Here is a 20,976-nt window from a genome sequence, read left to right on the forward strand (position 1 = left end):
TTTCCCGGATCCGGAATTATACGCGTAAACGCCCCCATGTCAGCCATGTCGCCTTCCCCCACTGCCGCCCCGACCTCCGCCCTTGATCGCATCGAGGTCGTCCTGTGCCAGACGTCGATGGCCGAGAACATCGGCGCGGCGGCCCGGGCGATGAAGACGATGGGGCTGTCGCGGCTGGTGCTGGTCGCGCCCAGGGCGACGATCGACGCCAAGGCGCGGGCGGTGGCCACGCATGCCAGCGATGTCCTCGATGCGGCCCGGGTGGTCGATTCGGTCGACGAGGCGGTGGCCGACTCGGTCGCCGTGTGGGCGACCACGGCCCGCTCGCGCAGCCTGACCCTGCCGCTGCTCGACGGACGGGCGGCCGCCGGTGAGATAACGCGTCAGGCGGCGGCCATCCCGGCGGGTTCCGGCAACCGGGTCAGCGTGCTCTTCGGTGCCGAGCGCACCGGACTGACCAACGAGGAGCTGAACGTGGCCGACCGCTTGCTCGCCCTCAACGCCAACCCGGACTACCCGGTGCTCAACCTCGCCCAGGCCGTGCAGCTGGTCGCCTACGAGGTGTTCCACGCGACCGGCGAGGCGCCGGCCGGTCTCGAACCGGCCGAGCCACCGGTGACCAAGGCCGAGCTTGCTACACTCTGCGCTCGTCTCGAGACGGCGCTCGAGGGGCGTGCCTTCTTTCCGGGCGAGGGGGAGGAGCGCGAGCGGCATGCGCGCCGGCTGATGCAGCGGGTGCGGCTGCTGCTCAATCGCGCCCAGCCACGCCACGACGAATTGCAGATCCTGCACGGCATGCTGACCGCGCTGTTGCGCCTGCCGCGCGAACGGGACGAGTGAGAGACTTTCTGGAGCGAGCCGATGGGTTGGTGGAAAACGATTCTCGATGACGTCGACAGCGTGTTCGACCGCGACCCGGCCGCGCGAAGCCGCTGGGAGATCGCCCTGACCTATCCCGGCCTGCACGCGGTCTGGTGGCATCGTGTCGCCCATGCCCTGTGGCGGCGTAACTGGCGGTTGCTGGCGCGGCTGATCTCGAACGTCAGCCGCTGGCTGACCGGCATCGAGATCCATCCGGGAGCGCACATCGGTCGACGCTTCTTCGTCGACCACGGCATGGGCGTCGTGATCGGCGAGACCGCCGAGATCGGCGACGACTGCACGCTGTATCACGGCGTGACCCTCGGCGGCACCACCTGGCGCGAGGGCAAGCGCCACCCGACGCTCGGTGATGGCGTGGTGGTCGGTGCCGGTGCCAAGATCCTCGGCCCGATCGAGCTCGGCGAGGGCGTGCGCGTGGGCTCCAATGCGGTGGTCCTCAAGGACGCCCCCGCCGGCGCGACCCTGGTGGGGATTCCCGCCCGCGTGGTCGAACAGCGTGCCGAGGAGAACGAGACCAAGCGCCGGGTGGCGCAGCGGCTGGGCTTCGATGCCTACGGGGTCGCTCGCGACATGCCCGACCCGGTCGCCACCGTCGTCGACCGTCTGCTCGATCACGTCCAGACGGTCGATGGCCAGCTTGACGAGATGGCCGACGCGCTGCGGTCGCTCGGCGTCGAGGTCTCGCGCCCTAGCCGCCCCAGCCTGGACGGCTGCCATCTCGACGAGGAGGAAGGCGTGGCCGGTTGCGGCCAGGCCGAGCCGGAAGAGCCGGTGGATGCGGAGCGCCGTTGACAGCGCTCGATCGAAACCGTATACAGCACCGGCCTGCGCGACTATGATGGGCGGGCTATTCCCCGAGAGGATTGCTCGGGATTGACTGTTGGGCAGCACGCCGCGCGGCTGCCGGGAGGTTGTTTAATGAGGCTGACGACTAAGGGCCGATACGCCGTCACGGCGATGCTGGACCTGGCCATCCATGATCGCGGCCAACCCACGGCGCTGGCCGATATCGCCGAACGCCAGTCGCTGTCGCTCTCCTACCTCGAGCAGCTGTTTGCCCAGCTGCGCCGTGGTCAGCTGGTCAGCAGCGTGCGTGGCCCCGGTGGCGGCTACCAGCTGGCGCGCGAGCCTTCGCGCATCAATATCGCCGAGATCATCCACGCGGTCGACGAGGTGGTCGACGTCACCCGCTGCGGCGGCCAGGGCAACTGCCAGGGTGGCGGCAAGTGCCTTGCGCACGACCTGTGGATGGGGCTCTCGGCCCAGATCCGGGGATTCCTCGAGTCGATCTCGCTTGCCGACCTGGTGGAGCAGCCCGACGTGCTCGACGTCTCCGCCCGTCAGGATGGTCAGCTCCAGGCCGCGCGCGACGAGCGCTCCGAGGCCGTCGCCGCCGGCATGCGGGGCGTCGGGCCCTGATCATTCGGCCGCCGTTTCTCGGGCGGCCCGCTCTCGCTTGACGTCTCCGCATGGATTGTTTCCCGGTGACTCGTTAAACTATCGCGCTTTGTGGCCGCTGGTCGGGGAGTTTTCCCGGACGAGCGGCAGCTTTCTGTTTTTTCGTTTCTTTTTACGTTTCACCGGGGCGGGTTGAACCGCCCGATCAGGAGAGAGTCTTATGGCCGTAGAACGCACCCTTTCGATCATCAAGCCCGACGCCGTCGCCAAGAACGTGATCGGTCAGATCATTTCTCGCTTCGAGGACGCCGGTCTGTCGGTGGTCGGTGCGCGCATGATGCAGCTGACCCGCGAGCAGGCCGAGGGCTTCTACGCCGTGCACAAGGAGCGCCCGTTCTTCGGCGAACTGGTCGGCTTCATGGTCTCCGGCCCGGTGTTCGTCCAGGTGCTCGAGGGCGAGGACGCCATCGCCAAGAACCGTGACCTGATGGGCGCGACCAACCCGAAGGAAGCCGAGCCGGGCACCATCCGCGCCGACTTCGCCGAGTCGATCGACGCCAATGCCGTGCACGGTTCCGACAGCCCGGAGACGGCCAAGACCGAAATCGAATTCTTCTTCAAGCCCGACGAGCTGACCAGCCGCTGATCGCGCTGGCACCTTTTCGGGTCGACTAGACTGGTGGCCTGAATGACCTCGACCGACGAACGCATCAATCTGCTGGGCCTGACGCCCAGCCGCCTGCGTGCCTGGTTCGCGGAGATGGGCGAGAAGCCCTTCCGCGCCAACCAGGTGCTCAAGTGGGTGCATCAGCGTCGGGTCGACGACTTCGACGCGATGACCGATCTCGCCAAGAGCCTGCGCGAAAAGCTCAAGGAGATCGCCTGCATCCGGCCACCCGAGGTCGTGCTCGACCAGGAATCCGAGGACGGAACGCGCAAGTTCCTCCTCGACACGGGTAGCGGCAACTCGGTCGAGATGGTCTACATCCCCGAGGATGACCGCGCGACCCTCTGTATTTCCTCGCAGGTGGGCTGCTCGCTCACCTGCACCTTCTGCTCGACCGGCCGGCAGGGCTTCAATCGCAACCTGTCGACCGCCGAGATCGTCGGCCAGCTGTGGGTGGCCGAACGGTTGATCGAGCAGCGCCTGCCGACCGGCAAGGCGATCAGCAACATCGTCTTCATGGGCATGGGCGAGCCGCTCTTGAACGAGCAGGCGGTGGTCGATGCCGCCGAGCTGTTCCTCGACGACTACGGCTACGGCCTGTCCAAGCGGCGGGTGACCATCTCGACCTCCGGCATCGTCCCGGCGATCGACCGGCTGGGCGAGCGCCTGCCGATCTCGCTGGCGATCTCCCTGCATGCGCCCAACGACGAGTTGCGCAACGAGCTGGTGCCGATCAACGAGAAGTACCCGCTCGACCAGCTGATGGCCGCCTGCGATCGCTACGCCAAGGTGGTGCCGCACGGCGCGATCCTCTACGAGTACGTGATGATCGAGGGCGTGAACGATACCCTCGAGCATGCCGACGAGATGGTTGCCCTGCTCGGCCCGCGCCGGGAGGAGGTCAAGGTCAACCTGATTCCCTTCAACCCCTTCGAGGGTTCCGGCTATGAGCGCTCGTCGCGCAACCGCATCATGCGCTTCGCCAAGCGGCTGCGGGACAACGGCATCAACACCGTGGCCCGCAAGACGCGCGGCGACGACATCGATGCCGCCTGCGGTCAGCTGGCCGGGCAGGTGTCCGACCGCTCCCGTCGCCAGGATCGCCTGGCGAAGATGGGGCTGGATCGCGGCGTCGTCGAGGTGACCCGATGATCGGGCGCGGCCTCCTGCTGGTCGCCCTCGCCGCGCTGGGACTGACCGGCTGCGTGACCACCGGCGGCTCTGCCGGTGACGGCGCGATCGAGCGCAGCGTCGGCCAGAATCGCGAGGCGGCCAAGGTGAACACCGAGCTGGCAAGCGGTTACATGCAGGAAGGCCAGATCAAGGTGGCCGTGGAAAAGGTGCGTCGCGCGATTGCCTTCGATGACGGCTACGGCCCGGCGCACCACGTGCATGCCTTGCTGATGGCGCGCCTGGGCGAAGAGGAGAAGGCCCGGGACTCCTTCGCTCGCGCCGCTCGCCTGGATCGGGACAACTCGGATCTCGCCAACAACTACGGTGGCTTTCTCTGTTCGCAGGGCGACTACGAGCAGGCGCAGGCGATGTTCGAGCGCGCCTACAGCGATCCGCTCTACGAGACGCCCGAGTATGCGCTGGTGAATTCCGGGCGTTGCTACCAGGAAGCCGGCAAGCCGACCGAGGCGCTGGCCCAGTTCCGCCGTGCGCTGGACAAGGGGGCACGCAGCCCGGCGGCCCTGCTGGGGTTGGCTCGCGCGCTCCACCAGACCGGCGCGCACCAGGAGGCCGCCGAGGTCATGCGCCGTTACGAATCGCGTCACCGGCACACGCCCGGCTCGCTGGCGGTCGCCATCGCCATCGACAAGGCAACGGGTGACCAGCAGGCGCTGAAGAACCACCGCCTGATCCTGCGCGGTCGATTCCCCGACTCGCCGGAAGCCAAGGCAATCGAACAGGGAGGCAGTCGATGAGCGAACAGGAGCGGCAGGAGCCGGTCGTTGCGGCACAGGGACGCGAGCCGGGCGAGACCGGGTCGCTGGGAGAGGAGCTGACCGGTCCGACCGTCGGCGAGCGCATCCGCCGAGCGCGCGAAGCCTCGGGCCTGAGCGCAGCCGATCTGGCCCAGCCGCTCAACCTCGATCTGAAGGTGATCGAGCACATCGAGCGCGACGAGCTCGATGCGGTGCCGGGGCGTCCCTACATCCTGGCGTACCTGCGCAGCTGGGCCGCGCAACTGGGCCTTGATGCCGACGCGCTGGTCGCCCAGTACAACGCCCAGCAGGCGCCGGGTAACGAGGCGGTCCAGGGCGGTATCCACCCGACCCTGGATGTGATGGAGCCCCGCCGCGGCGGGGCCGCCCGGCGTCTGTTCGGCTGGCTGATCCTCCTGTTGCTGGTCGCCCTGGTGGCCGTTGGCCTGTCGAAGCTGGATACCCAGCAGCTGCGCACCTGGTGGGCGGAGCTGCGCGGCGTCCCGGTCGAGGCCGAGGGCCAGCCGGGTGTCGAATCGAAACAGGGCGATCCGGCGGGTGCCGAGCGTCCGCCGATCGACGGTGCACTCGAACAGCCGCCCAAGCCGCCGGCCGAGCCGGTGGTCGAGCGTGCCGAGCCCGAGCAGGCGCCCGCCGAGATGACCTCGGCCGGTCTCCCCGAGCAACGCCTGGTCGCGATCGAAAGCGCGCCCGCCCCGGAGGAGCCCGAGCCGGCTCCGGCCGAAGCGGCGCCGGCGGCACCGGTGCTGGTGCTGCGGGCCACCGAGGCCGACAGCTGGGTCGAGGTGCGTGACGGCAAGGGCGAGCGCCTGATGTACGACGTGCTCGCTGCCGGCGAAGAGCGGTCGTTCACCGACGTCGAGGGACCGTTCTCGCTGGTGCTCGGTCAGCCCAAGGGGCTGGAAGTGGAATACCAGGGCGAGCCGGTGGAGCTGGGTGAACCCAGCGAGGCCACCGGGGTGCTGCGAACCACAGTGGGGAATACATGAGTTTTCAGCCGGTTCCCGTGACGCGCCGCCTCTCGCGGCGCATCCAGGTCGGATCCGTGGGCGTCGGCGGCGATGCGCCGATCGCCGTCCAGTCGATGACCAACACCGACACCTGCGACGTCGAGGCGACCGTCGCCCAGATCGAGCGCCTCGCGGCCGCCGGCGCGGACATCGTGCGCGTGTCCGTGCCCAACATGGACGCCGCCGAGGCCTTCGGCAAGATCAAGCAGCGGGTGTCGATACCGCTGGTCACCGACATCCACTTCGACTACCGCATCGCCCTGCGGGTGGCCGACCTCGGTGCCGACTGCCTGCGCATCAACCCGGGCAACATCGGTCGCGAGGACCGCGTCCGCCAGGTGATCGATTCGGCGCGCGATCACGGCATCCCGCTGCGGATCGGTGTCAATGCCGGTTCGCTGGAGAAGGACCTGCAGCAGAAGTACGGCGAGCCGACCCCCGATGCGCTGGTCGAGTCGGCCCTGCGCCACATCGACATCCTCGACCGGCTCGACTACCCCGAGTTCAAGGTCTCCCTGAAGGCCTCGGATGTCTGGATGACGCTGGGCGCCTACCGCAAGCTGGCCGACCAGATCGAGCAGCCGCTGCACCTGGGGATCACCGAGGCGGGCGGCCCGCGTGCCGGGGCGGTCAAGTCGGCCGTGGGACTGGGCATGCTGCTGGCCGAGGGCATCGGCGATACCCTGCGCGTCTCGCTGGCCGCCGACCCGGTCGAAGAGGTCAAGGTCGGCTGGGACATCCTCAAGTCGCTCAAGCTCAGGAGCCGCGGGGTGAACCTGATCGCCTGCCCGTCCTGCGCGCGCCAGGAATTCGACGTGATCAAGACCGTCAACGCCCTGGAAGAGCGGATCGAGGACATCGATACCTCCATGGACGTGGCCGTGATCGGCTGCGTCGTCAACGGGCCCGGCGAGGCCCGCGAGGCGGCCATCGGCCTGACCGGCGGCAAGCCCAACCTCCTGTATGTCGACGGCAAGCCCTCGCGCAAGCTCTCCGAGGACGCGCTGGTCGACCAGATCGAAGACACCATCCGCGAGCGCGTCGCCCGGGACAAGGCTGCCCACGAAGCGGCCCGTGATTCCGACGACGACCGATAACCTTCCGAACCCGACGATGAGCAAGACGCCCAAGAGCATCCGGGGCATGCACGACGTGCTGCCCGACGACACGCCCGCCTGGCAGCGCCTGGAGTCGGCGCTGCGCGACACCGCCGCCGCTTACGGCTACGAAGAGATCCGCATGCCGGTAGTCGAGCATACCGGGCTGTTCGCCCGCTCGATCGGCGAGGTGACCGACATCGTCGAGAAGGAGATGTACACCTTCGAGGACCGCAACGGCGATTCGCTCACGCTGCGCCCCGAGGGTACGGCCGGTTGCGTGCGCGCCTGCCTGCAGCACGGCATCATCCACAACCAGCAACGTCGTCTCTGGTACACCGGGCCGATGTTCCGCCACGAGCGTCCGCAGAAGGGCCGCTACCGGCAGTTCCACCAGTTCGGCGTCGAGACCTTCGGCGTGGCCGGGCCGGAGCTGGAGGTCGAGCTGATCCAGATGGCCGCCTCGCTGTGGCAGCGTCTCGGCATCGAGGACGTGCGCCTGGAGATCAACACCCTGGGCCAGCCCGAGGCGCGTGCCCGCCACCGCGAGGTGCTGATCGAGTATCTCGAGGGTCACGCCGACCAGCTCGACGAGGAGGCGCGTCGTCGCCTGCACGAGAACCCGCTGCGGGTGCTCGACAGCAAGAACCCGGACATCCAGCCGATCCTCGAGGCCGCGCCGAAACTGGCCGACTACCTCGACGAGGAATCGGCGGCCGACTTTGCCAAGACCTGCGAGCTGCTCGATGCGCTGGGCATCGAGTACCGGGTCAACCCGCGGCTGGTGCGCGGTCTCGACTACTACAACAAGCTGGTGTTCGAGTGGGTCACCGAGTCGCTCGGCGCCCAGGGCACCATCTGCGCGGGCGGACGCTACGACGGGCTGGTCGGGCAGCTCGGCGGTCGGGCGACGCCGGCGGCGGGTTTCGCCATCGGCCTCGAGCGGCTGCTTTCACTCGCCGAGACGCCGGCGGACGCAGGTCGGGCGGACATCTACGTGGTCGTGCCGGACGCCTCCCGTCTGGGTGCGGCACTGCGGCTGGCCGACCGGCTGCGCCGCACCTTGGCCGGCCGGCGGGTGCAGTGTAATCTCGACGGCGGCAGCCTCAAGGCGCAGTTCAAGCGCGCCGATCGCAGCGGCGCCGAGACCGCGGTGATCGTCGAGGACGAGGCGGCCGCTCAGGTATCGATCAAGCCGCTGCGCGGTGATGGCGAGCAGCAGACGGTTGCCGCCGACGCCCTCGACTCGCTGCTCGCCAAGTAAGGAACATCTGGACACATTTCGGGAACCCCTATGGTCGCCTCAGACGAAGAACAGATCGAACGCATCCGTGACTGGTGGTCGGAGAACGGCCGCACGGTCATTGCCGGGGTGGTGCTCGGCGTCGCCGGCCTGGTCGGCTGGCAGGGCTGGCAGGTCTGGCAGGACAACCGCGTCGCCTCGGCCGCTGCCGCCTTCGCCCATCTCGAGCAGATGGCGGCCAGCGGCGAGGGCGACGTGGTCGAGCGTGCCCAAGCGGTCGCCTCCGCCCACGACGGCACCAGTTACACGGCCCTTGCCTGGCTGATCGGTGCGGGTGCCGCGGTCGAGAAGAATGACCTCGACACCGCCGTGGCCTATCTCGAGCAGGCGCGGGCCAGCGCCGACCGTGAGCAGCTGGTCGCGACCGTCGATCTGCGCCTCGCCCGGGTCCTCTGGGCACAGGGCAAGCATCAGGCGGCCCTCGATCGGCTGGCCGAACCGCCTGCAGGGTTCGCCGGCTTGTTCGCCGAGCTGCGCGGGGACGTGCTCGCCGACCAGGGCAAGCTCGCCGCCGCGCGTCAGGCCTACGAAGATGCGGCCGCCGCCAGTGCCGGCAACGGCCTGCTGCAAATGAAGCTCGACAGCCTGCCGGCTGCCGGGGAGGAGTCGTGATGAAGACCTTGCGCGCCGCCCGTCTGGGCCTGCCGATCGCCGCGCTCGCCGTGGTGCTGGCCGGCTGTTCCTCGCCGCGTGAATTGGTCAAGCCCACGCCGCTGACCGAAATCAGCAACGAAAAGCCGCCCCAGGTGGTCTGGAGCGATTCCTCCGGCGGTGATCAGAACAACGACCTGACCGCCATTGCACCGGTCGAGAGCGATGGGCGCCTGTTCGTCGCCGGGCCGGACGGTGACGTGCTGGCCTATGATCTCGAATCCGGTGACGAGCTGTGGTCGGCCGACCTCGATGCCGATCTGAGTGTCGGTGGTGGTGCCGGCGAGGGGCTGGTCGTGTTCGGTTCCGACGACGGCCGCGTATTCGCGCTGGAAGCCGACAGCGGTGCGCTGCGCTGGCAGACGACCATTCGCAGTACCGTCGACGCGGCGCCGTCGGTCGGTTTCGGTGACGTGGCGGTGCGCGGTCGAGACGGCACCCTTGCGGTACTGGATGTCGAAAACGGCGAGGTGCGCTGGCGCCAGTCGCGCAGCCAGCCGCCGCTGACCCTGCAGGGGCAGGGGCGCGTGCTGATGTTCCCGGATGCCCTGGCCGCCGGCTTCGACGACGGTACCCTGGCCGTCTACGCCCGCGAGGACGGCAACGAGGTCTGGAGCCGGACCGTGGCCCTGCCGACCGGCCGGACCGACGTCGACCGGATGGTGGACGTCGATGCCACGCCGGTGTTCGCCGACGGCGTCTTCTACGCCGCCAGCTACCAGGGCAAGCTCGTCGCGCTGGCGGCCCAGGGCGGTCGCGAACTGTGGTCGCGCAACTTCTCCAACGCCAACAGCATCGCCGCCGGCAGCCGGGCGCTCTACCTCAGTGACGCCGACGGCGTGGTCTGGGCGATCGACCGTCGCAGCGGTGATGCCCTGTGGCGCCAGTCGGATCTCGCCCATCGCGGCCTGACCGGCCCGGCGCTGATCGGCGGCTACCTCGTGGTCGGCGACCGAGAGGGCTACGTGCACGTACTTTCCAGCGCCAGCGGTGCACTGCTTGGTCGGGCCGACTGGGGTGACCCGCTGATCGATCCGATCCTTCAGGTCGACGGGCGGGGCGTGGCCGTGACCCGTGACGGCGAACTGCGCGTTTTCACCCTCGACTGAACCGCCGCCACCCGCCGCATAGCCAACGAGTCCTAACGACGCGATGAAACCCGTTATCGCCCTGGTCGGCCGCCCCAACGTGGGCAAGTCGACCCTCTTCAACCAGCTCACCCGCAGCCGTGACGCCCTGGTGGCCGACTACGCCGGCCTCACGCGTGATCGCCAGTACGGCACCGCGAGCCACGAGGGCCGCGAGTGGCTGGTGATCGACACCGGCGGCCTGACGGGCGAGCGCGGCGGTATCGAGGCGTTGATGCAGGATCAGGCGTGGCTTGCCGTGGAGGAGGCCGATCTGGTCGCCTTCATGGTCGACGGCCGGGCGGGTCTCACCGCGGCCGACGAGCAGATTGCCGCCGAGCTGCGCCGCGCCGGCAAGCCGGTGCAGCTGGTGGTCAACAAGATCGACGGCGTCGACGAGACCGAGGTGCAGACCGAGTTCTGGGCGCTGGGCATGGGCGAGCCGGCCTTCCTCGCAGCCACCCACGGGCGCGGCGTCGGCGGGCTGTGGGAACGGCTCGAGGACATGCTGCCCGAGTCGTTCGATGCCGACAGCGACGAGGAGGGCGAGGATCACGGGATTACCGTGGCCCTGGTCGGGCGGCCCAACGTCGGCAAGTCGACCCTGACCAACCGTCTGCTGGGCGAGGCGCGCGTGCTGGCCTTCGACGAGCCCGGCACCACCCGCGACTCGATCAAGATCCCGTTCGAGCGTGACGGCAAGCCCTACACGCTGATCGACACCGCCGGGGTGCGGCGCCGATCCCGCGTCGGCGAGGCGATCGAGAAGTTCAGTATCGTCAAGACGCTGCAGGCGATCGAGGCGGCCAACGTGGTCATCCTGGTGCTGGACGCACATACCGGCATCACGGACCAGGACCAGCATCTGCTGGGCTTCATCAACGATCGTGGTCGGGCGCTGGTGATCGCGGTGAACAAGTGGGACGGGCTGGAGAGCGACATCCGCGAGCGGGTCAGCTCGGAGATCGACCGCAAGCTCGGCTTCATCAACTTTGCCGAGATCCATCGCATTTCCGCGCTGCACGGCACCGGCGTCGGCCACCTGTTCGAGAGCGTCGACCAGGCCTATGACGCGGCGATGCGGTCGATCTCGACCAATGCGCTGACCCGCACCCTGCAGGCAGCCGTCGAGCAGCACCAGCCGCCGCTGGTCCATGGCCGGCGCATCCGCCTGCGCTACGCCCACCAGGGCGGCAGCAACCCGCCGGTGATCGTGATTCACGGCAAGCAGACCAAGCGCCTGCCGGGCCACTACCACCGCTACCTCGAGTCGTACTTCCGCAAGGAATACGATCTGATGGGCACCCCGATCCGGATCGAGTTCCGCACCGATTCCAACCCCTATGAAGGCAAGTTCGACCGCCGCACGCCGTTGCAGAAGGTCAAGCAGAAGAAGGCCGAAGCGCGCCGCCGTTCGCGTCACCGCGACAAGGGCTGAGTCGGCACGACCGACCCTTCATTCCCGACCGGCCGGGCCGATATCAGCTCACGCAGCCGCCCAGGTTCGAATCACACGCCGTGAACCGGCCGGGCTTCCGGCGCTTAGCTCTGGTCTCTGAGCTCTTTTCTCTGGAATCCTTCCACCCACATCCGGGTCGCCCCGCAGACCCCGACCGGCATGGCGAGGAAATTCGCCACCGGCACCAGGGTCATCAGCGTCATCAGGCTGCCGAATCCCAGCGTCAGGGCCGGGCGCTGCCTGAGTCGACGGCGTTGTTCGGCGAAGCTCAGTCCGTGGTTTCCCGCCGGGTTGTCGACGTACTCGACCGTCATCATCCAGGCCGAGAACAGGAACCAGGCGACCGGGGCGAGCAGGTTGAGACCGGGGATGAACAGCAGCACGAGCAGCGGGATGGCCCAGGCCGCGAGGTAGAGCAGGCGACGGATCTGGTCGACCAGTGCGCGGCCGGCCTCCGCCAGGAAGCCCGCGCCATTCTCGGCGGGCGGGGAGCCGGTCAGATGCGCTTCGACTCGGGCGGCGAGAATGGCGTTGAACGGCGCGGCGATCAGGTTGGCGACCAGGGTGAAGCTGAAGTACGTCGCCACCAGCAGCGTGATCACCAGCAGCGGCATCAGCAGCCAGTAGAGAAAGTCGAGCCAGCCCGGAAGCAGCGAGTCGATCCAGCTGCCGGCGAAGCTCAACAGCAGCCAGCCGGCCAGGGCGAACAGCAGCACGTTGATGGCGAGCGGGATCAGGGTGAAACGCCGCAGACCCGGTTGCCACATCAGTCGCCAGCCGGCCAGCCAGTAGCCCAGTCCGCCCATCTCGGTGGCAGCCTGTCTCAGGGTGCTCATCGGGTTGCTCCTGTCGTCGTTTGCTCGTGCAGGGCGAGCTCGGCCAGGCGGGCAGCACCAATGGCCGCCTCGGTGTGTTCGGCCACCCTCACCGGCACGCCCAGCGCCCGCGAGCGGATCGCGCGGAACACCCTGTTGTGGGCACCACCGCCGGAGGAGAGCACCCGGCGCAGGGGCGAGCCGCCCAGCTCGGCAAAGCGCCGGTAGCCGAGCGCCTCGATCCGGGCGATGCCGCGCAGCAGCCCGGCCAGGAAGGCCGCCGGATCGGTCGGGCGCGGGCTCAGGCGCGGCCCCATGTCCGGGGCGACCACGGGAAAGCGCTCGCCGCGGCCGGCCAGCGGCCAGTAGCCGAGGGTATCGGGGCGCTCGGGATCGATCTTCCGGCTGAGGCGCTCGATCTCCTCGGCCGAGAAATGCGCGGCCAGCACCCGCCCGCCGGTATTGGAGGCGCCCGAGACGGCAAAGCGCTCGCCGAAGCGGTGGCTGTAGACGCCGCTGGCGGCATCGGCGATTGGCCGGTCGCTGATCAGCTTGAGCGCCAGGGTCGAGCCGAGGCTGGTCACGCCGTCGCCCTCCTCAAAGGCACCACTCGCCCAGAGCGCGGCCATGGAATCGGTGGTGCCGGCGGCGATGTGCACGCCGGCCGGCAGCGACCAGCGGTGGCACCAGCGTTCGAGCAACGGCCCGACGGACGTGCCGGCACGCTGTACCGTCGGCAACTGGGTGCCGAAGCGTTCGGCCAGCGCCGCCGGCCAGCGTTCGGCCACCGGGTCGAAGCCCCACTTGAGCGCGTTGTTGCTGTCGCTGACGTGCTGGCCCGTCAGCCGGTAGACGAACCAGTCGGCCTGGCTGACCGGCCGGCCGTGCTGGCCGCGCGATTCGGCCAGCCAGCGCCAGCGGGCCAGCGCGTCGATCTGCGCGTCGGCGTTGATGTCGAGCCGCCGCAATGCCTCGCGCTGCTCGTCGCCACGCGGGTCGTCGTACATCAGCGCCGGCCCCTCGGGGGTGCCGTCCTCGTTCACGGTCAGGACGGTGCCGGAGGTGCCGGCAAAGGCGATGGCCCGAACCTCCCCCAGGCGACCGTTATCGCCGAGCGTTTGCATGAGCTCGTCGAAGGCCAGCCACCAGCCGGACGGATCCTGCTCGTGCCCACTCTCCAGCGTCGGCACCGACCAGTCGGCCTTCTCCAGCCACAGGCAGTCGCCGTCCGCCCCGAGCGCGGCGATACGCAGCCCGGAGGTGCCGACGTCGATGCCCAGTGTCCGCGCTTGCCGGTCCGTCATGGCGCGGGCGGGTCTCAGGGCAGCTCGACGCGCGGGGCGGGCTCCCAGCCGTCCTGGCGGTGCTCGACCACCACGTTGGTCCAGATGCCGCCGCGGACGTTCCAGCGGCCGGTGACGCGCAGGAAACGCGGGTCGATGGCGGCGGCAATGTCGTCGGCGATGCGGTTGGTCATCGCCTCGTGGAAGCCGCCTTCCTCGCGGAACGACCACATGTACATCTTGAGCGACTTGAGCTCGACGCAACGCTGGTCCGGCACGAAGTCGATCACGATGGTGGCGAAGTCCGGCTGGCCCGTCTTGGGGCACAGGCAGGTGAACTCGGGCACTTCCATGTGAATGGTATAGTCGCGTTCCGGATGCGGGTTGGGGAAGGTTTCGAGTGTCTTGCTGGGTTGCGTCGACATAGATGACTGTCCTGTTGCGGCAATGTGGCAATCGCCCGTTGATCGGGGGGGGTGATTATAAGGGCCGAGGGACCGGCTTGCAGGCCGCGTTGTCCCTCGTCCCCCCGATGCGTGCGGGAGGACGCCCGTGCGCCTGACCCGCCTGTACCTGGCCGGCTTCAAGTCGTTCGCCTCGCCCACCGAGATCCGCCTGCCGGCCAACACGCTCGCCATCGTCGGTCCCAACGGCTGCGGCAAGTCCAACCTGATCGACGCCCTGCGCTGGGTGATGGGCGAATCCTCGGCCCGCCACCTGCGCGGCCAGGCCCTCGACGACCTGATCTTCGCCGGCAGCGGTGACCGCGCCGCGGCCAGCCGCGCGGTGGTCGAGCTGACCCTGGACAACCGCGAGCACCGCATCCACGGCCCGTTCGCCGCCTACGAGGAGATCACCGTCCGGCGCAGCCTCGACCGTGACGGCCAGTCCCGCTACGAGATCAACAACACCCGCGTGCGCCGTCGCGACGTGGTCGACCTGTTCCTCGGCACCGGCGTGGGCGCGCGCTCCTACTCGGTGATCGAGCAGGGGCAGGTCAACCGCATCGTCGATGCCAAGCCCGACGAGTTGCGCGGTTACCTCGAGGAGGCGGCCGGCATCTCGGTCTACCGCGAACGTCGCCGCGAGACCGCCAACCGCATCACCCACACCGAGGAGAACCTCTCCCGGCTCAACGACATCGCCGCCGAGCTGGAACGCCAGGAGGCGACGCTCGCCCGCCAGGCCCGTGCCGCGCGTCGCTACCGCGAACTGGCCGAGGAGCGGCGCTACCGCCAGGTCGAGGCAGCGGCCGTCGCCCTGATCCATGCCCGCGAGGAGCGCCAGCGTCTCGATCGCGTGGTGGCCGAGGCGGGCGACATCGAGACCGCCCGCGAAAACCGCCTCGCCCAGGCACAGACGGCACAGGACGAGGCCGAGCATGCCTATCAGGCCGCCGGCGACCGGCTGGGCGAGTTGTCCGCCGAGAAGTACCGGCTCGCCAACGAGCTCAATGCCGTCACGACCCGGCAGGCGGAGCTTGATGCTCGCCTTGAGGGGCTCGACCGTCAGGCCCGCCATGATCGCGACACCCGCGAGCGCCGAGAGACCGAGCGTCGCGAGGCCGAGCACCGGCGCGAGCAGTTGATCGCCGAGCAGCGCGACAGCCGTGCGGGCCTGGACGAGCTGGCCGCTGATCATGACCGGGCGCGGGAGCGTCGCGCCACCGTCGAGGCCGAGCTCGACGCCCTGCGCCGCGAGGCCATGACGGCCGCCGAGGCGCGCGTCGAGCCGCAGCGGGAGCAGGCGCGTCTCGATGCGCGTCTCGAGGCCGTGACGCGGGATTGCCGCCGGCTCGAGTCCGCCCCGGCGGCCGCCGAACTGGCCGCGGTGCGCGACGAGCTGGCCGGGTGGCAACAGGAACGGCAGGCCCGGGCCGACGAGATCGAGAGCGCCGAGGCGGCGGCCGTCGGGGCCGAGCAAGCACTTGATGCCGCGATTGTCGCGGAGCAGGCCAGCGAGGCCGCGCTGCAGGAGCACGACGAGGCGCAGCGTGCCGCCCGCAACGAGCACGACGGTCTGACCAACGAACGCCAGGCCCTGGAGCGGCTGATCAGCGCCCATGCCACTGCCGATCGCGGCGAGGCGGCCGGTCCGCGTCTGGTCGATCGACTTGTCGAGGCCGATATTCACGACCCCTGGGTGGGCCATGCCCTGGGCGAGGCGCTTGAGGCCGAGCTGATCGAGGACCTCGACCTCGACGCGATGGTCGCCGCCGAGATCGACCGATTTGTCGACGAGGACGGTGCGGGTGGCTGGTGGCTCGAGGCCGGTCGCTCGAGCGCCGATGCCGACTGGCTGGCCGACCGGATCCACGACTTTCCGGGACGTCCGGCAGAGGGCCTGGAGGCCGCGCTGGCACGGCGCGGGTCGCTTGCCCGCGGCGAATTCCTGATCACCCCGTCGGGCTGGTGGGTCGGTCGGCACTGGCTCGGCCGCGCGGGCACGTCGGGAGCGGCTGCCCATCTCGCCCACCTGGCACGGCGCCGCGAGTTGGACGCCGCCATTGCCCGGAGCGATACCGCCCTGCAGCAAGCTCAGAAGGCGGTGCAGGCGAGTCGGGCGCGCCGCGACGAAGATCGCCGCGCAGTCGAGGCGGCACGCCGCGAGCGCGACGAGCGCAATCGCGCCCTCGAGTCGGCGCGGCTGGCCTATCGGCATCTGGACGAGCGCATCGAGCGGCTCGAGGACACCGTCGACACCCTGACGGAACGAGCGACGGCCGAGACCGAGGAGCTCGACGCGGCCCGCCGGGACCGGGCGGAACTGGAGCAGCAGCGGGAGGCGGCGGTCGCTGCGGTGACCGAGGCCGATCGCCGGCGGGATGCGGCGGTCGAGCGGCAGGAGGCCGCGCGCAAGGCGCTCGATGCAGCGCGCGACGTCGCCCGGGCGGCGGCCGACCGATTCCACCGTGCCCGTCGCGAGATCGAGCAACGTGACGAGACCATCGCCCGGCTCGGTGACGAAATCCGGCGTCTGGGTCACGAGTGCGAGGCGATCGCCCGCCGACTCGACGAACAGGCGCAGGAGGCCCGGCGGGCGCGCGACGATCGCGAGGCACTCCTGGGCGAGCGGCAGCGTCACAGTGAGCGGCTGGCCGAGGCCGAAACGGCCGAAGCGGAGGCCCGCCAGGCGCAGCAGGCGGCGGCCGAGGCCCAGGCCGAGGCGCGTCGTGTCGTGGCCGAGGCGCGTGCCGAACGCGACGCGGCCCGGGAGAAGAGCGAGCAGGCGCGGATCGATCGTGCCCAGGGCGAGACCCGCGAGCAGCATGCCCGTGCCCGTCTGCAGGAGGCCCGCGAGCAACTGGCCGACGACGAGGACGAGCCCGAGGCGGCGGCCGTCGAGCAGCTGGCGGCCGAGGCGGGCGTGAGCGAGCGCCTGGCCGGCCGGCTGACCGAACTGGACGCGCAGATCCGCCGGCTGGGCTCGGTGAACCTCTCGGCGATCGAGGATCACCGCGAGGTCGAGCAGCGCCGCGAGGAGCTGGCGGGCCAGATCGAGGACGTCGAGTCGGCGCTGGCCCAGCTGGCCGAGGCCATCGACACCATGGACCGCCAGACCCGCGAGCGCTTTCGCGAGACCTTCCACGCGGTCAATCAGCGGCTCGGTCCCCGCTTCGAGGCGCTGTTCGGCGGCGGCGAGGCGCGGCTCGAGCTGACCGGCGACGATCCGCTTGATGCCGGGGTCGCCCTGATGGCCCGTCCGCCCGGCAAGCGCATCAGTCACCTGTCGCTGCTTTCGGGCGGTGAACGGGCCCTGACGGCCACCGCCCTGATCTTCGCCATATTCGAGCTCAACCCCGCGCCGTTCTGCATTCTCGACGAGGTCGACGCGCCGCTGGACGAGGCTAACGTGGGGCGCTTCTGTGCTATGGTTTCGGCCATGTCGGACCGGGTGCAGTTCATGTACATCACCCACAACAAGACCACCATGGCGAGCGCCTCGGCACTGGTCGGCGTGACCATGCGCGAGGCCGGCGTGTCGCGCATCGTGTCCGTCGATGTCGATGCCGCCGTGGACCTGATCGAGACTTGATTCGAATGCCCCTGAAAGCCGTAGCGAGCGGGACGACTGCTGCCGCGAACCACCAGACGTATCGAACTGACGCGCCTGACGCGGGTCGGAGCATGGCGTTCCGCCGGAGAGGCGGGCTCTCGGCGTCGACACCGGGTCTCGGGGGATAGACGTTATGGAATGGTTGCGCTGGATAGTTCTTCTGGTTGGTCTGCTGGTGATCGGGGGCATCGTCTGGATGTACCGTCGCCATCGCAGCGAGCAGGCGGTGGACCTTGGCGGTGGCCGTGCGGACCCCGGCGGTTACCACGACCCGATCGACGCCAGCGTGGGCGCCCGGGACGATGAGGCAGACGCCGGCGAGGCGCGCCGCGAGCCGCAGCTGGAGCTGGGCGGCAGCGGCTACTGGTCCGAGCCGGACGAGGACGGCTTCATTGACGGGGCATCGAAGGCCCGCGTGGTCTCGCCGGCGGACGATGCCGAGCCTGCGCCGCGCGGATCGGATGACGAGGCGTCGTCGGAGCCGGTGATCGGGCCGGACGAGGATCAGGCCGCACCCGAGCCGGCTCCCGAGGAGCGGCCCCGGCCCGGTTTTTCCCGCCTGTTCACCCGCCAGGGACAGCAGCCTCAGGAGCCGCAGCCTTCGACCGAGCCGCAGGCCGAGAACGAAGCGGCGCCGTCCGCCGATACCGCGGCGGACGAGGGCAGTGAGGACGCCGAGGCGAGTGTCGGCGGTGCGGTGATCTCGATGATGATCGTCGACCGGGAGCAGTCGCCCATGCCGGCCGAGCGTGTGCGCCGTGCGGTCGAGGAAGCCGGCTTCGAGTACGGCGAGTTCTCGATCTATCACTTCCACGGGCTTGACGGCGAGGAGTGGTTCTCGCTGATGAATGCCGTCTCGCCGGGTCATTTTGACCCCGACGACCTCACTTCCTACGAGACGCCGGCGCTGGCGCTGTTCATGCAACTGCCGGTGCGTGGCAGCGCGGATGCCTCGCTGGTGTTCGATCGCATGCACCAGGTGGCCTCCTCGCTGGCCGAGTCGCTTGATGCCATGCTGATCGACGACCGGCGCGAGCCGCTGGACAGCGAATCGATCGACCGGTACCGCGAGCTGATCGAGCAGCACGGGTGAACTGCGGCTGATGACTGACGCAGACGATCGCAAACGCCTGTCGGCCCTGCGCGCCGAGCTCAACCAGCACAACTTCCGCTACTACGTCCTCGATCGGCCGACGGTCTCCGATGCCGAGTACGACGCGCTGATGCGCGAGCTCGAGGCGATCGAACAAAGGCACCCCGACTGGATCACGCCCGATTCGCCCACCCGGACCGTGGGCGCCCCGCCGAGCCATGCCTTCGAGACGGTCGAGCACCGCGTGCCGATGCTCTCGCTCGACAACGCCTTCGACGAGGCGGAATTCGAGGCCTTCGACCGCCGCGTGCGCGAGCGCCTCGGCCGCGACGAGCCGGTCTGCTACTTTGCCGAGCCGAAGTTCGACGGTCTGGCGATCAGTCTGACCTACGAGGGCGGCGTGCTCGTACGTGCCGCGACCCGTGGTGACGGTCGCCGCGGCGAGGACGTCACCGACAACGTCCGCACCATCGAGTCCGTGCCCTATGCGCTCGACCTGCCGACCGCCAGCACGATCGAGATCCGCGGGGAGGTGGTGATGACCCACCGGGCGTTCGCCGAGATCAACCAGCGTGCCGAGCGTCGCGGCGAGAAGGTGTTCGCCAATCCGCGCAATGCCGCCGCCGGGTCGTTGCGGCAGAAGGACCCCAGGATCACCGCCAGCCGACCGCTGCACTTCTATGCATACGGCCTCGGGGCGGTCGACGGTGTCGAGCCCCCCGAGCGTCACTCCGCCTGGCTGGACTATCTCGAGAGCCTGGGTTTCTCGGTGGCCGAGCATCGCCAGCGGGTCACCGGCCTGGAGGGGGCGCGTTCGTTCTATGAGGGGCTGGGCGAGCGTCGCGACAGCCTCGCCTTCGACATCGACGGGGTGGTCTACAAGGTCGATGCGCTTGCCGATCAGGAGCGTCTTGGCTTCGTCGCCCGGGCGCCGCGCTGGGCGATCGCCTGGAAATTCCCGGCCGAGGAGAAGGTCACCCAGCTGCGTGACGTGGAATTCCAGGTCGGTCGCACCGGGGCCCTCACCCCGGTCGCGCGAGTCGAGCCGGTGGCCGTCGGCGGGGTGACCGTCGCCAACGTCACCCTGCACAACATGGACGAGATCGAGCGCAAGGACGTGCGCATCGGCGACTGGGTGCGGGTGCGCCGCGCCGGCGACGTCATCCCCGAGATCATCGAGGTGCTCCCCGAGAAGCGCCCGGCGGATGCGCGCGAGATCGAGCTGCCCGCCCACTGCCCGGAGTGCGGCTCCGAGGTGCTGCGTGACGAGGAGCAGGCGGTGGCCCGCTGTACCGGCGGGCTGTTCTGCCCGGCGCAGCGGCGCGAGGCGATCCGCCACTTTGCCAGCCGCAAGGCGATGGACATCGACGGGCTGGGCGAGAAATGGATCACCCTGTTCCTCGAGCGCGAGATGGTCGATCACGTCGACGACCTGTTCCGTCTCGACCGCGACGACCTGATCGCCCTGCCGCGTATGGGCGCGAAGTCGGCCGACAATCTTCTCGATGCGCTCGAGCGGGCCAAGGAGACCACGCTCGGCCGCTTCCTCTACGCGCTCGGGATTCGCGAGGTAGGCGAGGTGACCGCCGAATCGCTCGCCCGCCACTTCCGCGACCTCGATGCATTGATGGCCGCCTCCGAGGAGGAGCTGCAAGCGGTCGAGGACGTCGGCCCGGTGGTCGCGCGACACGTCCACGCCTTCTTCCAGCAGCCACACAATCGCGAGGTGATCGACGGGCTGCTCGATGCCGGCATTCACTGGCCGACGCCGGAGGCACCGGCCGATGACGCGCCTTTGGCCGGCAAGACCTTCGTGATCACCGGCACCCTGCCGGACATGACCCGTGACGAGGCCTCCGACCGGCTGACCGCGCTGGGGGCGAAGGTCACCGGCTCGGTCTCGAAGAAGACCACCGCCCTGATCGCCGGCGAGGCTGGCGGCAGCAAGCTTGCCAAGGCAGAGAAGCTTGGCGTGCCGGTGCTCGATGCCGAGGCATTCGCCCGGCTGCTCGACGATCCCTCCGAGGTCCCGGCCTGAGCGGCGCGGGTCGAGCATCGGTCCGCCCTCTGGCCTTTTTCTTCCCTGTCGCCAAATCGTCAACCGGCCGACACGGCACTGTCATCCAAGCCGCCTAGCGTTCTGATCTACGGGGTACGTTCGCCTCGGATCGATCGCGGGGTGCCGC

The 20,976-nt window shown here is 69.4% G+C and carries 18 protein-coding genes; 15 read left to right on the top strand and 3 right to left on the bottom strand.

Annotation, left to right across the window (positions count from 1 at the left end; all coding sequences use genetic code 11):
* Positions 1-36 precede the first annotated feature (36 nt).
* From AWR35_RS05785 to der, 12 genes are all read left to right on the top strand, one after another.
* Complete coding sequence (locus tag AWR35_RS05785) at positions 37-840, top strand: RNA methyltransferase (RefSeq protein WP_058575001.1); 804 nt, start codon at positions 37-39, stop codon at positions 838-840.
* Between the two features lie 21 nt (positions 841-861).
* Entirely contained in the window at positions 862-1,674 is an 813-nt protein-coding gene (cysE, locus tag AWR35_RS05790; protein ID WP_058575002.1) for a serine O-acetyltransferase, read from the top strand.
* 126 nt (positions 1,675-1,800) lie between these two features.
* Positions 1,801-2,301, top strand: a complete 501-nt coding sequence (locus tag AWR35_RS05795) for an Rrf2 family transcriptional regulator (protein WP_058575003.1) — start codon at positions 1,801-1,803, stop codon at positions 2,299-2,301.
* 199 nt (positions 2,302-2,500) lie between these two features.
* On the top strand, positions 2,501-2,926 hold the full coding sequence (gene ndk, locus AWR35_RS05800; protein WP_058575004.1) for a nucleoside-diphosphate kinase: 426 nt from the start codon (positions 2,501-2,503) through the stop codon (positions 2,924-2,926).
* 42 nt (positions 2,927-2,968) lie between these two features.
* Complete coding sequence (gene rlmN, locus AWR35_RS05805; RefSeq protein WP_058575005.1) at positions 2,969-4,099, top strand: 23S rRNA (adenine(2503)-C(2))-methyltransferase RlmN; 1,131 nt, start codon at positions 2,969-2,971, stop codon at positions 4,097-4,099.
* A complete protein-coding gene (gene pilW, locus AWR35_RS05810; RefSeq protein ID WP_058575006.1) occupies positions 4,096-4,875 on the top strand; it encodes a type IV pilus biogenesis/stability protein PilW in 780 nt (259 codons plus the stop codon). The genes rlmN and pilW overlap by 4 nt, the downstream gene beginning before the upstream one ends.
* The gene (locus AWR35_RS05815) at positions 4,872-5,885 is read left to right on the top strand and encodes a helix-turn-helix domain-containing protein (protein WP_058575007.1); all 1,014 of its coding nucleotides are present in this window, start codon (positions 4,872-4,874) and stop codon (positions 5,883-5,885) included. The genes pilW and AWR35_RS05815 overlap by 4 nt, the downstream gene beginning before the upstream one ends.
* Positions 5,882-7,003 carry a flavodoxin-dependent (E)-4-hydroxy-3-methylbut-2-enyl-diphosphate synthase gene (ispG, locus tag AWR35_RS05820; RefSeq protein ID WP_058575008.1) on the top strand — a complete coding sequence of 374 codons (1,122 nt, stop codon included), beginning with the start codon at positions 5,882-5,884 and terminating at the stop codon, positions 7,001-7,003. The genes AWR35_RS05815 and ispG overlap by 4 nt, the downstream gene beginning before the upstream one ends.
* Before the next feature lie 16 nt (positions 7,004-7,019).
* Complete coding sequence (gene hisS / locus AWR35_RS05825) at positions 7,020-8,267, top strand: histidine--tRNA ligase (RefSeq protein WP_058575254.1); 1,248 nt, start codon at positions 7,020-7,022, stop codon at positions 8,265-8,267.
* Positions 8,268-8,297: 30 nt separating this feature from the next.
* Positions 8,298-8,918 (top strand): tetratricopeptide repeat protein, encoded by a 621-nt coding sequence (locus AWR35_RS05830; protein ID WP_058575009.1) that lies wholly within the window; start codon positions 8,298-8,300, stop codon positions 8,916-8,918.
* Positions 8,918-10,066: an outer membrane protein assembly factor BamB gene (bamB, locus tag AWR35_RS05835; RefSeq protein ID WP_058575010.1), complete on the top strand. Its 1,149-nt coding sequence runs from the start codon at positions 8,918-8,920 to the stop codon at positions 10,064-10,066. The genes AWR35_RS05830 and bamB overlap by 1 nt, the downstream gene beginning before the upstream one ends.
* A gap of 43 nt (positions 10,067-10,109) precedes the next feature.
* Positions 10,110-11,522, top strand: coding sequence for a ribosome biogenesis GTPase Der (gene der / locus AWR35_RS05840; protein WP_058575011.1), 1,413 nt, complete (start codon positions 10,110-10,112; stop codon positions 11,520-11,522).
* Between the two features lie 104 nt (positions 11,523-11,626).
* Here der and cysZ read toward each other — a convergent pair whose 3' ends face one another.
* The 3 genes from cysZ to queF are packed head-to-tail and all read right to left on the bottom strand — an operon-like array spanning position 11,627 to position 14,066.
* Positions 11,627-12,379, bottom strand: a complete 753-nt coding sequence (gene cysZ, locus AWR35_RS05845; RefSeq protein WP_231723561.1) for a sulfate transporter CysZ — start codon at positions 12,377-12,379, stop codon at positions 11,627-11,629.
* On the bottom strand, positions 12,376-13,662 hold the full coding sequence (locus AWR35_RS05850; RefSeq protein ID WP_058575012.1) for an FGGY-family carbohydrate kinase: 1,287 nt from the start codon (positions 13,660-13,662) through the stop codon (positions 12,376-12,378). Before AWR35_RS05850 ends, cysZ begins: the two co-directional genes overlap by 4 nt.
* Before the next feature lie 14 nt (positions 13,663-13,676).
* Positions 13,677-14,066, bottom strand: coding sequence for a preQ(1) synthase (gene queF / locus AWR35_RS05855; protein WP_058575013.1), 390 nt, complete (start codon positions 14,064-14,066; stop codon positions 13,677-13,679).
* A 127-nt stretch (positions 14,067-14,193) separates the two neighbouring features.
* Between queF and AWR35_RS05860 the strand changes: the two genes are divergently transcribed.
* The 3 genes from AWR35_RS05860 (at position 14,194) to ligA (ending at position 20,828) form a co-directional block, all read left to right on the top strand.
* Positions 14,194-17,676, top strand: a complete 3,483-nt coding sequence (locus tag AWR35_RS05860) for an AAA family ATPase (RefSeq protein ID WP_058575014.1) — start codon at positions 14,194-14,196, stop codon at positions 17,674-17,676.
* A 154-nt stretch (positions 17,677-17,830) separates the two neighbouring features.
* The gene (locus tag AWR35_RS05865; RefSeq protein WP_058575015.1) at positions 17,831-18,790 is read left to right on the top strand and encodes a cell division protein ZipA C-terminal FtsZ-binding domain-containing protein; all 960 of its coding nucleotides are present in this window, start codon (positions 17,831-17,833) and stop codon (positions 18,788-18,790) included.
* Positions 18,791-18,800: 10 nt separating this feature from the next.
* On the top strand, positions 18,801-20,828 hold the full coding sequence (gene ligA / locus AWR35_RS05870) for an NAD-dependent DNA ligase LigA (protein ID WP_058575016.1): 2,028 nt from the start codon (positions 18,801-18,803) through the stop codon (positions 20,826-20,828).
* Positions 20,829-20,976: the final 148 nt, after the last annotated feature.

The sequence above is a fragment of the Guyparkeria sp. WRN-7 genome (assembly GCF_001641825.1).
Taxonomy (GTDB): Bacteria; Pseudomonadota; Gammaproteobacteria; order Halothiobacillales; family Halothiobacillaceae; genus Guyparkeria.